13 protein-coding genes and 1 pseudogene are annotated in these 12,649 nt (G+C 72.9%); 8 read left to right on the top strand and 6 right to left on the bottom strand.

Translation table 11 applies throughout. The features are described from left to right. Window positions 1–187, top strand: a pseudogene (locus ADK67_RS52955) (NADP-dependent oxidoreductase); the annotation flags it as partial. Window positions 188–418: 231 nt separating this feature from the next. Here ADK67_RS52955 and ADK67_RS37015 read toward each other — a convergent pair. From ADK67_RS37015 to ADK67_RS37000, 4 genes are read right to left on the bottom strand one after another with little or no spacing between them, the layout of a single operon-like run. Beyond that, window positions 419–823 (bottom strand): hypothetical protein, encoded by a 405-nt coding sequence (locus tag ADK67_RS37015; RefSeq protein WP_053721229.1) that lies wholly within the window; start codon window positions 821–823, stop codon window positions 419–421. Between the two features lie 14 nt (window positions 824–837). Next, a complete protein-coding gene (locus tag ADK67_RS37010) occupies window positions 838–1,233 on the bottom strand; it encodes a hypothetical protein (RefSeq protein ID WP_053721228.1) in 396 nt (131 codons plus the stop codon). 4 nt (window positions 1,234–1,237) lie between these two features. After that, on the bottom strand, window positions 1,238–2,224 hold the full coding sequence (locus tag ADK67_RS37005; RefSeq protein WP_053721227.1) for a HEAT repeat domain-containing protein: 987 nt from the start codon (window positions 2,222–2,224) through the stop codon (window positions 1,238–1,240). Between the two features lie 18 nt (window positions 2,225–2,242). Next, complete coding sequence (locus ADK67_RS37000) at window positions 2,243–2,764, bottom strand: zinc-dependent metalloprotease family protein (protein ID WP_053721226.1); 522 nt, start codon at window positions 2,762–2,764, stop codon at window positions 2,243–2,245. A gap of 1,070 nt (window positions 2,765–3,834) precedes the next feature. Between ADK67_RS37000 and ADK67_RS54140 the strand changes: the two genes are divergently transcribed. Further along, window positions 3,835–4,377 (top strand): AMP-binding protein, encoded by a 543-nt coding sequence (locus ADK67_RS54140; protein WP_053721225.1) that lies wholly within the window; start codon window positions 3,835–3,837, stop codon window positions 4,375–4,377. 77 nt (window positions 4,378–4,454) lie between these two features. Here ADK67_RS54140 and ADK67_RS36990 read toward each other — a convergent pair whose 3' ends face one another. Next, on the bottom strand, window positions 4,455–7,433 hold the full coding sequence (locus ADK67_RS36990; RefSeq protein WP_053721224.1) for a hypothetical protein: 2,979 nt from the start codon (window positions 7,431–7,433) through the stop codon (window positions 4,455–4,457). Between the two features lie 4 nt (window positions 7,434–7,437). After that, the gene (locus ADK67_RS36985; RefSeq protein ID WP_053721223.1) at window positions 7,438–7,770 is read right to left on the bottom strand and encodes a hypothetical protein; all 333 of its coding nucleotides are present in this window, start codon (window positions 7,768–7,770) and stop codon (window positions 7,438–7,440) included. A gap of 215 nt (window positions 7,771–7,985) precedes the next feature. Here ADK67_RS36985 and ADK67_RS36980 point away from each other — a divergent pair, with 215 nt between their 5' ends. Genes ADK67_RS36980 through ADK67_RS36955 form a run of 6 tightly spaced genes read left to right on the top strand, consistent with a single transcriptional unit; the run spans window position 7,986 to window position 12,631 of the window. Further along, on the top strand, window positions 7,986–9,131 hold the full coding sequence (locus tag ADK67_RS36980) for a WXG100 family type VII secretion target (RefSeq protein ID WP_053721222.1): 1,146 nt from the start codon (window positions 7,986–7,988) through the stop codon (window positions 9,129–9,131). A gap of 36 nt (window positions 9,132–9,167) precedes the next feature. Next, window positions 9,168–9,545 carry a hypothetical protein gene (locus ADK67_RS36975; protein ID WP_053721221.1) on the top strand — a complete coding sequence of 126 codons (378 nt, stop codon included), beginning with the start codon at window positions 9,168–9,170 and terminating at the stop codon, window positions 9,543–9,545. Further along, the gene (locus ADK67_RS36970) at window positions 9,542–10,363 is read left to right on the top strand and encodes an ESX secretion-associated protein EspG (RefSeq protein WP_231648536.1); all 822 of its coding nucleotides are present in this window, start codon (window positions 9,542–9,544) and stop codon (window positions 10,361–10,363) included. The genes ADK67_RS36975 and ADK67_RS36970 overlap by 4 nt, the downstream gene beginning before the upstream one ends. Next, window positions 10,360–10,785 (top strand): YbaB/EbfC family nucleoid-associated protein, encoded by a 426-nt coding sequence (locus ADK67_RS36965; protein ID WP_053721220.1) that lies wholly within the window; start codon window positions 10,360–10,362, stop codon window positions 10,783–10,785. Before ADK67_RS36970 ends, ADK67_RS36965 begins: the two co-directional genes overlap by 4 nt. Continuing rightward, a complete protein-coding gene (locus ADK67_RS36960; RefSeq protein ID WP_053721219.1) occupies window positions 10,782–11,087 on the top strand; it encodes a type VII secretion target in 306 nt (101 codons plus the stop codon). Before ADK67_RS36965 ends, ADK67_RS36960 begins: the two co-directional genes overlap by 4 nt. Continuing rightward, window positions 11,084–12,631, top strand: a complete 1,548-nt coding sequence (locus ADK67_RS36955; protein WP_053721218.1) for a WXG100 family type VII secretion target — start codon at window positions 11,084–11,086, stop codon at window positions 12,629–12,631. The genes ADK67_RS36960 and ADK67_RS36955 overlap by 4 nt, the downstream gene beginning before the upstream one ends. The last annotated feature ends 18 nt before the right edge of the window (window positions 12,632–12,649 follow it).

Genomic DNA, 12,649 nt, shown 5'->3' with positions numbered 1-12,649 from the left:
CGCGGCCACGATCTTCGTCCACCCCGACGCGGACGTCCTCTCGGGCCTCGTCGGCCTCATCGACCGCGGCGACCTCCACGTCGAGATCGCCCGGCGCGTACCGCTCAGCGACCTGCCCACCATCCACCAGCAGGCCGACGCGGGAAACATCCACGGCAAGATCGTGGCCATCCCGCCCGCCGCCTGACGATCCAGCCCCCACTCACCAACCCCTCAACGACGACCACAACACTGAACATCGATCCCGAGGCCGCCGCGGCCCTCGCCCCAAGGGGCGAGGCCATGGCGGCCACCAGCCTCGCATCGAACGGTGCTGGTCGTCCCGGGCATCCGTCCGCTGTCGATGAGCTCCTGTCGGCGCCGGACGTAGACCGCCTGGTCGCTGATCGATCTCGAGGTCCGCTGTGCCGGTCATTCCTTACGGCTGCGGCTGCGGAGGCGGCTGCGGAAGCGGAGGCCGACGGAACAGTCGGCGCGGTGCGTAGCCGAACATGTCGGGGTAGTTCTCGCGGGACTGGCGCAGCAGCTTCGGGTTGTCCGAGGTGGCCAGGACGGCCGTCAGCTCGCGCCGGGCGACGGCGGCGTCGTCCTCGGCCTTGTCCTTGCCCCGCGCGCCGAACCAGTAGCCGAACGCTGTCGTCACCAGTGGGAGTACGACGAGCAGGATGTCCTTGGCCCGCTGGTACTCGTCCAGCACGTTGCCGGTGGCGTCCTTCACTGGTGCGATGCCCAACTTCGCCCCCACCAGCACCAGCCACCACACCGTGATCGCGAGGATGAACACGGTCAGCACGGCGCGCACCACGAGGTTGAATATCTCCACGGCACCGGTCCTTATCACTTGGTGAACCGCACGAGGTCGAACAGGGTGTCGGCGAGGGCGCAGGTCCGGTCGTCCACACAGGACACGCGGACGGTCAGCTGGTCGCGGTCGTTGTCCACGCGCAGCACTCGCACCCGCCGCCACGGGTCGCCCGCGCCGGCCACGGCGATGTCGGTGGCGGTCCGCGCCTGCACCTGCCGCTCCCTCCGGGTGTAGCCGGGCAGGTCGCGCAAGTCGGCGAGGTCCTCGCCGTAGCGTCCGTAGTCGTAGACGACCTCGTAGCCCTCGCCGCGCAGCACGCCGAACACCGAGTCGACCGGCGGCAGGTCGACCTCCGCGGCGTCGGGCGGCACGGCGAGTTCCACCGCGTCGCCCAGCCGCAGCACGCGCCAGCCCTCCGGCGGCGGCATGTCCCTACTCCGCCTGCGGGTTGCGCTTGGGCGTGGTACGCCGGTCGGACACACCCGAGATCTCGACCTCCTTGGCGGTGACCCGCAGCCGTCCGGCCACGGGCGCGGCGCCGGGGCGTTGCGCGGCGCGCAGTTCGAGCACCAGGTCACCTTCGGCCAGCGGCCCCTCGGCGAGGTAGACGTCCTCGCCGGTCAGCCGGACCAGCCGCACCGCGAGGCGGTCGCCGCGCGGGCGGCTCAGCGCGATCAACGCCGGGTAGAAGTCGTCGTACTCCAGGTCCTGCACCGCGACGACGGCCGGCGTGGCGGGACCCCGGCGGAGCCTGCCGCGGCCCTCGGTGCCGAGGACGCCCCGGTCGACTGCGACCTCCAGCAGGCGCGGGCCGCACTGGACCTCGTAGACGTCGTGGTCGGCGGGGTCGAACCAGGGCAGGTCCCGCTTGATCGCCTTGAGCGCGCGGGAGCGCCGTTCGGGACCCGGCCGGACCGCGGCGAACGCCAGCGCCCCGACCTCCTCGGGCGCGGGCGCGGCCTCGGGCAGGTCCGCGTCGTCCACCCGGTCGGTGAGCCCGAGCCGGTGGACGATGAGGTCCTCGGCGAACCGCGCGCGGTCGCGCAGCAGGTCCCCGGTGTCGCGACTGCGCCGTTCCCGCAGCGCGTCGAGGTGCTCCGCGGCGCCCACGTGGCCCAGGGCGGTGGCTGCGGCGGCGGCCACCCGGTCGTCCCCGCCGAGCGCGGACAGCAGGGTGGGCACGGCCTCCGCGCCCGCGACCCGCGCGTAGACGGTGACGGCCCCGGCGCGCACGTGCGGCTCGAGGTCGGTGTTCTCGACGCTGTCGCGCAGCAGTGCCACCCGGTCGGCGCCCGGCACGTCCAGCTCGGACAGCAGGGCCAGCGCCACCGAGGGCGGCACGCCGGGCACACGGCCCGCGAGGGACTCACGGACGACGTCCGGACCGGGCTCGACTCCCGGAATGTCGATCTTCACCATGTCGGTCTCCGGTGTCGGCTAGGACTCGATGAAGCAGTGGGACTTCATCGTGTTCCCCTGCGCGGTGGTCAGCAGCCCGCCGTTGGGCACGGACGGGAACATCAGGTTGGACGAACTGCCCGTGGTGTGGGGCAGCCCGAGGTAGTGACCGACCTCGTGGGCGAGCACCAGACCGGTGTTGCTGCCGATCATCTCCACGACCGCGCCGTCCATGCCCTTCGCGTCCTTGTCGCACGGGCCGGGGCGCGGCGACAGGCCGGCGACCGACCCGACGTAGAGCTTGACGAAGAACACGTCGATCGCGTTGTTGCGGACGGTCCACTCGTCCGTCAGCGCCTCGGCCTCGCCGTTGTTGTCGATGACGTCGCGGCCCCTGGCGTCGGCCAGCGGTATGCGGTAGCGCTCGATCCGGCGCACTGGGATGCCCACGGTCGCGTAGACGTTCTGGAACCTCGTGAGCGCGTTGTTGATGGTGGTGGCGTCGGCGGAGGTGAAGTTCTCGAACCCGACGCGGATGACGTTGATGCTTATACCCGGCATCCGTCCCTCCGGAAGTGGTGCATCGCGCTCCGGCCCGCCGCGCCGGGAGGGGCGTCGGCGGGTCCGCGCTGCTCGGGGGATTGGTGGTGGTGGAACGGGCCCGCGACCAGTGCAGCAGTCGGTTACGCGGCGGACAAGGAGGTGCTGTGGTTTGTCATTCGGACGGGTGACGCGTTAGCCGCATATGTGGATATTCGAGCCGACACTGTTCACGTGGAGTGCCTGCGCGGACACACATCGTTGTCGTTCGGGTGAAATGCTTGCTCAGCCACTTCCGGCGGTCGGTCTTGGCGTCGCGCCACAACTGGTTGTTCTCTTCCGCGCATTTGCGCTCGGCGGCCTGGAAGACGCTGTCGGGCTCCGGCCGCACCGCCGGCGCTTGTGCTTGCCGAAATGCCGTCTGTGCAGGTCAGGCGGCGTGGTGGTACTCATTGGGGATGCCGCCCAACCGTTGCCGGCGGCGGATGTCGAGGTGGGTGACCGCTGCTTGCTTGGGTGACCCAGGATGCGGTCGGGTGTGCGGTGGCGCCGAGGACGCGGATCCGTCGGCTGGCGTGTTCGATGACCCGCGAGTACGTACAGGCGGGTGCCGCTCAACGTGGAGGTCTCGAAGAAATCGCAGGCTATGGACGCGTCGGCCTGCGAGCGGAGGAAGGCCGACCAGGTCGTCGAGGTGCGCTCGGAAGCTGGGGCGATCCCGGCGTCTTTGAGGACCTGCCGGACGGTGGAGGCGGCTGGAGCGGACGGTTCGAGGTCGGCCGCGACGCCTGGGACGGGACGCGGTGGCGTGGCGTCGTGCGAGGAGGTCCCGGTGCCACCGCACCACCGTTCCGGACGCACCAGCAGTCGGAGCCGACGAAGCGCGGGGACCGGGAGTCGGTGCAGCAGTGCCGCGAGGAATGCCCGGTCGCCGGGGGAGGACCGAGGCCTGGTGTTGCCCGGTTGGCGTTGCAGGACAGTGATCTGATGCCGTAACGCCAGGATTCCCGGGTCCTTGTCCCGGTCGCTCATGGGCAGCAGGCGCAGCAGAGAACGTCCTGCACATCGATGCCCACGTTCATGTGCACGATGTGGCGTTCGTGGATCGGATGCTCGGGCACATCGCGAACGTCCTCGAGGTGCTCGCCGACCGCCCCGACACGCCGGTGCGGGAAGTCCGGATGTTGGTCGACGCCGAGATGGACCAGTACCGCGAGTTGGACGAGCGCTCGCGGCACCTCGCGGCCGTCTTGCGCGAGCGCGGGGTGAGACGGGGCAGCCGAGTGGCGTTCATGCTGGAGAAGGACCGCGCTCTGCTGGTCGTCGTGCTCGCCGTGCTGCGGTCGGACGAACAGGTCCGCGCGGACATCCCGGTGCTCGACCCCGCGCAGCCGCACCAAGTGCAGCCGCAATCCGAGATCGAGACCGAGGTCGGGCCGCTGGACGCCGCCTACATCATGTACACCTCGGGCACCACCGGCCGTCCCAAGGGTGTCCTGGTGAACCAGCGCGCCGTGATCCGGCTGGTGCGGGGCGTCGATTATGTCGACTTCTCGCCCGCTACGCGGATCCTCCAAACACTGCGGTGCTCGACGCTGCGGCGCTGGGCGAGGCGATCGTCACCAACCGGGTGAACACGATGTTCCTCACCAGCACCCTGTTCAACCACCTCGTGGAGGAGACCCGACGATGACCTTCGAGCGGCACGGTGTCAGCCGGCTTTGGTTGCCAGGCCGTGCCAGCGGGTTCTGATCCTGTCGATCTCGGCGGCGATCGCGGTCAGTGCGGTGGGATGGTGGGCGGCGATCGCGGTCAGGGCTTGGCGCCACGGGCGGAGCTTCATCAGGTAGGCGGTCGGGCGGCCGGTGGGGCCGAGGGTGGTGTGCAGGGCCAGTGCGGACCAGACCCGTGCACGGTCGTCCACCTGTGGCACGTGCCAGGCCAGCTCTTCGGCGAGGGCGGTCGCCCCCGCGTCCGCCAGGATCACGGGCACCTGGACCTGTCGGTGGTCGTCGTGCATCAGGAGGTTCAGGCGCGCGGCCCCGCCCTCCTCGGCAGTGGTGAGGACCTCCCGCCGTTGATCGTCGTCCACGCCGCGCAACGCGTCCTCGATCCACTCCTCCTCGGAGCCGTCCCGGGTGGCCAACGCGGTCGTGCCGAACACCTCCTCGATGAGGTTGCGCGCGTCCAGTCGGTCGGCGAGATCGGCGAGTGCCTCGGCCAGCCGCTCGGCTTGGGCGGTCCGACCTGTCCACGCGACCAGTTCGACCACGTCCGGGAACACGTGACCGTCCGGTATCTCCGCGATCACCCGGTCGGCGCGGGCGCGCATGTCGCGGATCACGGCCGTGTCGCCCGAGTTGAACGCGGCTCGCATCAGGGCGCACCACGTGCCAACCGTCGCGAGCGGAGCGGGCCGCAACCGCACCCGGTCCTGGGCCGCGGAGACCAGTTCCGCCGCCAACGCCGGGTCGGAGCCGACGACGCTCGTCGCCACGTCGATCAAGGCGTCCGGCGTGCCCGCCTCCAGCGCCAGGCGCACCGCCCGATCCAGCTCACCCGCCCGCGCGACGGCCGCGGCCAACGCCCCGGTCGCCCGGGCGACGCCGTCCGGCAACGGGATGCGACCCAGCAGCACGTCGGCGTGGTCCGGCTCCCACGGCAGCGCGCCCAGCAGGGCGACGCAGGTTTCGAAGTTCCGCCCCCGGACGATCTCCATCGCGGCCTGCGGGTCGCCGGCCGACGCGGCGATCAACGCCCGTCCGGTGGCGATGGCCGCCGGGCTCACCAGCCTGGGGTCCAACGACTCGACGAGCCGGTCGGCCTCGTGGCGGGGCAGGTCCGCGATCGTCGCGGCCAAGCGGGACACCGTCACGACCTGGTTGGCCACCGGGTGGCCGGTGCTCATCAAGGTCACGACCGCGCGCACCGGATCGCCGTCGCCCGAGACCCGTGCGAGGGCCAAGAGGGCGTGGACCTTGCGGTTCTTGTCGTCCAGGGAGTCCACGAACTGCCTCGTCCACTCGACCCCGGACGCGTGGACGAGGGCCGGCACGAGCCGTTCGGCGGCGGTGACCAGCGCGTTCGACTGGCGGGCCTGCCGGAACAGCGCCGCGGCGCCATCTAACCGGCCCAACGGCACCAAGGCGCGGACCAGGTAGGCGTTGGCCGTGGCGCGGTGCGTCGGCTCCTGGACCAGGTGGACCAGACCCTCGACCCGGGCCACGACGTCGGAGGCGTGCTCCAGCCGGCCGGTCTCGGCGAGCGCTTCCGCCACCAGCGCCAGGGCCTGAGCCTGCCGACCGGGATCGCTGATGGACCCGGCGAGCGCCTCGGCCCGACTCGCCTCCCCGAGCCGCGCCCACGCCGCGGGCAACGTGATCGGGATCGTCGTGTTGCGCTCGGTGAGCCGTTCCCGGTGCACCGCCAGCCGTGCCATCGTCGTGATGTCCGGCTCGGGTCGGGACAGCAGCGCGTCCTCGACCGCGGTGATCTCTGCCAACGCCGCTTGGTCGGCACCCGACACTTCGAGCATCCGGTCCGCCCGGTTCGAATCGGTCGCGCACGCGACCATCCGGTGGAAGTCGCCGGTCGCGTCCAGCACCCGGAAGTAGCCGCGCAACAGGTACTCCGGGGTGGACTCGGGCCAACCTCGGTCCCGGTAGTCCTCCGCCCACTCGTGCAGGCGTTCGCGGTGGTCGGCGAGCGCGTCGCCGAGGTAGTCCGTCGCCATGGCGTGCAGCTCCTCGTGCCCGAGGAGGTAGGTCTCCGCCGAGCGCCACGTCGAATTGCGCAACGCGAAGCTGCGGCCGGCGACCGTGCCGAGGTCGTCGGCGATGGCCCGGACGTTGCCGCCGGTGAGTTCGGCCAGGTCACGGGCGGTCAACCCGCCGCCCGCAGCGGTGAGCAGCCCGACGAGCGGCAGTTGCGGGCCGCGCAGCAGCTTGCGCAACTCGCGTTGCATCTCCGAGCGCAACGCGGTCGCCGACGGCGAGACCGCGAGGTGGCGGACGATCGCCGGGTCGCGCAACGGGTGCGAGTCCGGCACGTCGCCGGGCACCGGCGGGTTCAGCCGTCCGGACACCACCACGCGCATCCCGGCGCGGGGGACGTGCGGCAGCAGACCGGCGATGCTGTAGTCGTCCGGCTCGACGGTCACCCCGCGGTCCTCGTCCAACCCGTCGACCAGCAGCACCAGCCGCTCCCCCCGCTGCTCACACGCCTCCGCGGCCTCGTCCAGCATCCCCAACAGGTGCGACTCGGACGTGGACTCGGTCAACAGCGGCGGCAGCGGCGTCCCCAGCAGGGTGGCGAGCTGCTCCAGCACGTTCTCGATGAACGCGCCCCGGTGGTCCTGACCGGCCAGCCGCGCGGTGACGAAGAACGACACGACCCGGACACCCGGCGGCGGGTGCAGCGCGAACCACGACATCAACGCCGACTTCCCCGCCCACGCCCCGGCCCGCCACCACGCGTACCGGCCCGCGTGCTCGGGCCCGGTGCAGAACCGGGCCAGCTCGGCCAGCTCCGCGTCCCGCCCGACCAGCGCCGGGGGCGCGATGCGCGCGACCTGCCGGAGATAACGGGTCCGCACCGGGGCGCCGGTCGACAGGTTGATCTCGCCGATGTAGCCGGTGTTGGCGATCCCGCCGGCCGTGGCCTCGGCGGCACCCGTCTTCCTCAGGTCCACCGGCTCACATCCGGACGCCGGTGTTGGCGTCGCCCCCGTCGGCCTCGGCATCCCCGGTGTTCCGCACCTGCGCGGTGCCGCCGCCGATCACGCCGGTGTTGGCGGAGCCCCCGCCCCGCGCCACCGCCGAACCGGTGCCGCGGACCCGCACCCGGCCCCCTGGCCGTGGCGAGCGCATCGCCGCCCACACCGCCACACCCACCGCCGCCACCGCACCCAACGCCGACGCGGCCGTGGCGACCTTGTTCGCGTCCTCCCACCGCACCACCGCGAACCAGGCACCCAACGCCGCGACCAAGAGGAGCGTGATGACCAAGACGACGCGGCCGACTGCCATGCGGACAGGATCCCACACCGACCCCGCGGTCGAGGGCACTCGTCAGCCCGACGCGCTGACGTCCTGCGGACGGGTGCCCGGGAGGCGGTTTACGCAGGTCAGCGGCACCGGACATGGATGGCCGGTCGATGGCCTCGTGGTGGCCTGGTGATGGCCGCACCGGGGAGCCGAGCATCGGTGGCCACAAGCACTGACGAACTGGTGGGAGCGCAGGAATGATCGACGACCCGGTCGCGGCGATGGCCGGCGCGGTCTCCGCGGGGGTGGCGGAGATGGCCGACGCCATCACGGCGGTGCTGACGGAGATCGACGTCGCCGGGCAGGCGGTGGTCGCCGCGTTGAACGCCGCGTTGACCGGCGCCGGGCAGCCGGCCGGCCCGACCGGGGCGGATCAGGTTGCCTCGTCCGGGCCGACCAACTTCGCGGCGTACAGCCACGAAGAGCTGTACGAGATGGTGCGGGAGCAGGCGGACGTCGGGGACGTCAGCGAGGTCGCCGCCGAGTGGGGCAGGCACGCCGACGCGCTGACCGGTCACGCCGACACGTTGCGCGAGCAGCGCGCGGCGCTCACCGCGAACTGGCAGGGGAGGGCCGCCGAACGGGCGACCGAGCGGATCGATCAGCTGGCCGAGCTGGTCGGCGCCATCGGCGCGCGGGCCCGGCGGGTCCGGCAGGCCGCCCAGGACTCTGCGGACGCGCTCGCGCTGGCCAGGAACACCATGCCGCCTCCGCCCGGACGGCCGGCGCTCACCGCGACGAGCGGTGGTTCCGACGCCGAGAGCCCGCCGAGCGGGGCCGCCGGAGGCGACGGTGTGGTGTTCGCGGTCGGGGCGGTGTTCACCGGTGGCACGAGCATGTTCGGCACCGACTTCTTCTCCGGCGCCGCCAAGTCGCGGGCGGAGGAGGTCATGAGCGGTTACGAGTCGAGCCTGCACGGCAGCGATGCGCTGATCGCGCCGCCGGTCGAGGCCGGGGCGGGTGACCCGGACCTGTCGGGTTTGACGACCACGGCCGGCGTCACCTCGGGCGGTGTCGGGCCGGGCGTGCCGGGAGGTGGTGGCGGGGGCACCGGTGTGCCGTGGTCCCAGCTGACCCACGGCGGCGCGCCCGAACCGGGTGGCGCGGCCGGCAGGCCCCCGCTCCAGCCCGGCGCAGGCGCGTCCGTGCTGCACGCCGCGATGAACCAGCTCCAGGCGTCCGGGCGGGTGCAGGGCGGTGCAGGCGGCACGGGGTTCGCGCCGTTCATGACCCCGATGACGAGGGCGGACGGGGACAAGGAGCACAAGCGGCAGCAGCCGAACGTCGTGAAAGGGCTGTTCGACGACGACCGGATCCCCAGCAAACCGGTCATCGGGGAATGACCGGCGAGCCGCCCGCACACCGACAGGGGAGACGACATGCCAGACGAGGGATCAGGGCGCGGCTACGCGGTCGCGCCCGAGGAGCTGAACGCGTTGGTCAAGACACTGGGTGAGGTCGCGGACGCGATCGGCGAGCTGCTGGCCTCGGCCGAACGGCTCGGGGAACGGCCGCCGCAGCTCGGCACCTCGCCGTTCGCGCTGGTGCTGGCGGACCGCTTGCGCGCCACCGCGGGCGAGGCCGGGCTGACCGGCGAGCTGGGCGCCGCGGAGACCCGACTGCGGGACTACCACCGGTCGCTGGTCTCGGTGCTGACCGGCTACGTCGACCTCGACCAGGCCGTGTCGTCCACACTGGACACCGCGTCGACCGTGCTCGACACGGCCACGGGCGTGGCGGGGAAGTTGCTCCGGTGATCGCCACCGAGCACCCGGTCGGCGAGGCCGCGAGCGACCACCGCACCGTCCACTTCGGACTCGCCGAACTCGACCTGCTGACCACGCACGCCGGGGTGCGGATGCCGTACCCGGTGCGGGTGCCGTCCTACGGGCGGACGGGCGCCGAACGCGCGGCGGTGCTGGCCATGGCGGGCGCGACGCTGGCCGCGCGCGGCCTAGCCGACGACACCGGGCCGACCGGCCCGGCGGCCGAACTCGTGACCGCCCTGCGCGCCCGGCGGAGCACCGTCGACCTGGTGCTGACCGGGCTCGAGGGCGGCCCGGTCGGCGTGCTGGCGCTGCGGCACGGCTCGGCGGCGCTGGTGTGCCGGCAGCCGCTGACCCGCGGCCACGCCAACCGGGTCGCGGTCACCCGGCTCGCCTGGGACGAACTGGCCGACGAGCTGCACCGGGACGTGCCGAGGCTGCCCGGCGCGCTCGTGGTGCCGATCTCGCTGGACGCCGGGGTCGTGGCCGCGGCGGGCGAGCCGGGGGGAGTCACGCGGGACGGGCTGCGGGCGTTGGCCGCGGCCGGGGGCGGTGACCCGGACGAGCTGGACCGGCTGGCCGACCTGTTGCCGACGGTGACGAGTCGGGGGCAGCTCGGCGCGACCAGCGCCGGCCGGCGCACCCACGAGCTGTCCTGGTTGGACAGCCCGTCCGGACGGGTGCGGATCGACCGCGCCAGGAACGGGTGGGTGAGCGTGAACCCGTTGCACCCCAAGGACATCCACCGCTTCATCCACCGGCTCACCGGGGGTGGCGCGGGATCGGGCACAGGAGAGGAACCATCGTGAGCGCAGAGCAGTGGCTGGCCGACTACCAACGGGAGTTGGCCGGCGCGGTGGACGGCGCGGTCCGGGCGAACGCCCGGCTGCGGCAGGTCGGCGGGCACGCCATCGCACCACGGGGCGAGGTCGAGGCGTGGGTCGGCGTGGGCGGCGCGTTGGAGCGGCTCCGGCTGACCGCGCAGGCCCGCGCGCTCGAACCGGACGCGCTGGCCAACCTGATCGTGGCGACGGCCAAGGCGGCGCAGCGGTCGGCGGCCGGGCAGATCACCGAGATCATGACCGACTTCGTGGGCCCGAGCGCGGCGCTCGACATGGTCAAGGCCCACCTGCCCGCGCCGGCGGACGCCACGCCCGCCGGCAGCCGCCGCACCCGCCGGTCCGCCGACGAGGACGACTACTTCGAGAACCCGGAGGTACGAGGGGAATGAGTGGCTTCGACGTCGATGTCGAGCAGCTGCGCTGGCACGCCAACACGGTCGCCAGCATCGCCGACCAGCTGAACGGGGTGTCCGACCGGGCGCCCGACCGCATGGCCGACGGCGCGCTCGGCACGTTCACCCAGTTCCTCACCGCCGGGCTGTCCGGCGCCGTCGGGCAGGCGAACGCCGCGATCAGCGACGTGTCCGCCGCCGTGGACACGATGAGCGTCGCGATCCGCCGCTCCGCCGACGGCTACCAGCAGACCGACGAGACCTCCGCCGACCACCTCGTCCGGGAGTACCACCGATGAGCACCGACAAGACGACGACCCAGCTGCTGGCCGAGCTCTCCGCGGTGTCCAACGCCGTGAGTTCTTCGGAGTGGTCCACCGGTCCCCTGGCCGGCCTGCCGGCGCCGGCCGACTTCGGCGCGCTCATGTCGTCGCCCAACCCGCTGGCCACGCTGAGCAGCTCGGGTGTCGGCATGCTGACCCCGCACGTGTCGTTCCTGGCGAAGCCGCTCGACCAGTTCCGCGGCGACTCGGGCGCGGTGAGCGCACCGGCGCAGGGCATGGCGACCGCGGCGACGGACGTCCGCGCGCTCGCCGACACGTTCCGCCAGACCGGCACCACCGAGACCAGCGGGTGGACCGGCGAGGCCGCGGACGGTCACCGGGTCACCAGCGCCCAGTTCGCCGAGGGCATCACGGCGATCTCCGAGGCGGCGAAGACGATCGCCGGCGCGATCTCCGGCGCGGGCACGGAGGTGGTCAAGGCGCTCGCCGAGATCATCCGGCTGATCGGCGAGGCCGTCGGCGAGATGGTCCCGGTGATGGCGGACGGCATCGCCCGCGCCCCGTTGACGATGGGCGCGAGCATCGCCGAGGCGATCGCGAAGTGCGTCGTCATCGCCAACAAGTGCGGCGCGAAGATCGCCGAGGTCATGGCGAACCTGCTGGCCAACGCCGAGAACCTGATGAAGCTCGTCACCATGGTGCTGACCATCGTGGACGCGGTCGCCCAACTCCTGCAGAAGCTGGCCAAGCTGGCGCAGGGCAGCGGCGGCGACGCGGCGCCGACCGGCGGCGACGCGGCGAAGTCCCTCGAACCGGGCGAGAAGACGGCCACCGGGCAGGGCCAACCCGCGGCGACCGGCGACCCGGCGACCGAAGGCACCGCCGAGTCGACCGACGCCGGGCAGGCGACGTCCGGCGCGACCGACCCGACCGGCACGACGACCGGCGGCACCGACCAGGACCGCTCGCTCCCGGCGGGCGCCACGACCGCCGTCGCCGCGCCGTCCTCGCCGGCCACGCCGAGCATCGGCACGCCGTCGACCAGCAGCCCTTCGACCGGCGCCTCGGGTGGGATCCCGCTCGGCGGTGTGGCCCCGATGGCCGGTGCGGTGTCGAACACCGGCACGTCGGGCGTCCGGCCGCCGAGTCGCCTGGCGCCGGGCGGCTCCACCTTCGCGGTCGCGCCGAAGGAGACGACCGCGGGCCGACCGGCCACCTCCGCCACCGGCACCGCCTCGTCGACCGGTGTGCCGTTCATGCCGATGGCCATGCCCGGCGCCGGCCGGGGGCAGGGCGCCGACGACACCGACCACGAGCGCCGCTACGAGGTCAACGCCGACGGCGACACGTTCGCGGCCGGTGACCAGGACGTCATCGTCGGCGACTCCGGCGTCATCGGCGGGCAGCCCGCGCCGGAAGACGACGAGTGGCCCCGCCACGCGACACCCGCACCGGCGCAGCCCGCGCCGCAGGAGAACGAGGCGCGCCCGGCCAAGGTGGTGTGGCGGTTGGGCGAGAACGGCGCGCTCGAGGCGACCCCGGCGCCCGAAGTCCGCTGACCCGTCCGCGCCAACGAG

Origin of the sequence: Saccharothrix sp. NRRL B-16348 (assembly GCF_001280085.1) — a bacterium.
In the GTDB taxonomy this organism is placed as follows: domain Bacteria; phylum Actinomycetota; class Actinomycetes; order Mycobacteriales; family Pseudonocardiaceae; genus Actinosynnema.
The sequence above is the reverse complement of the archived record's forward strand: the minus strand, read 5'-3'. Positions and strand labels throughout refer to the sequence as shown.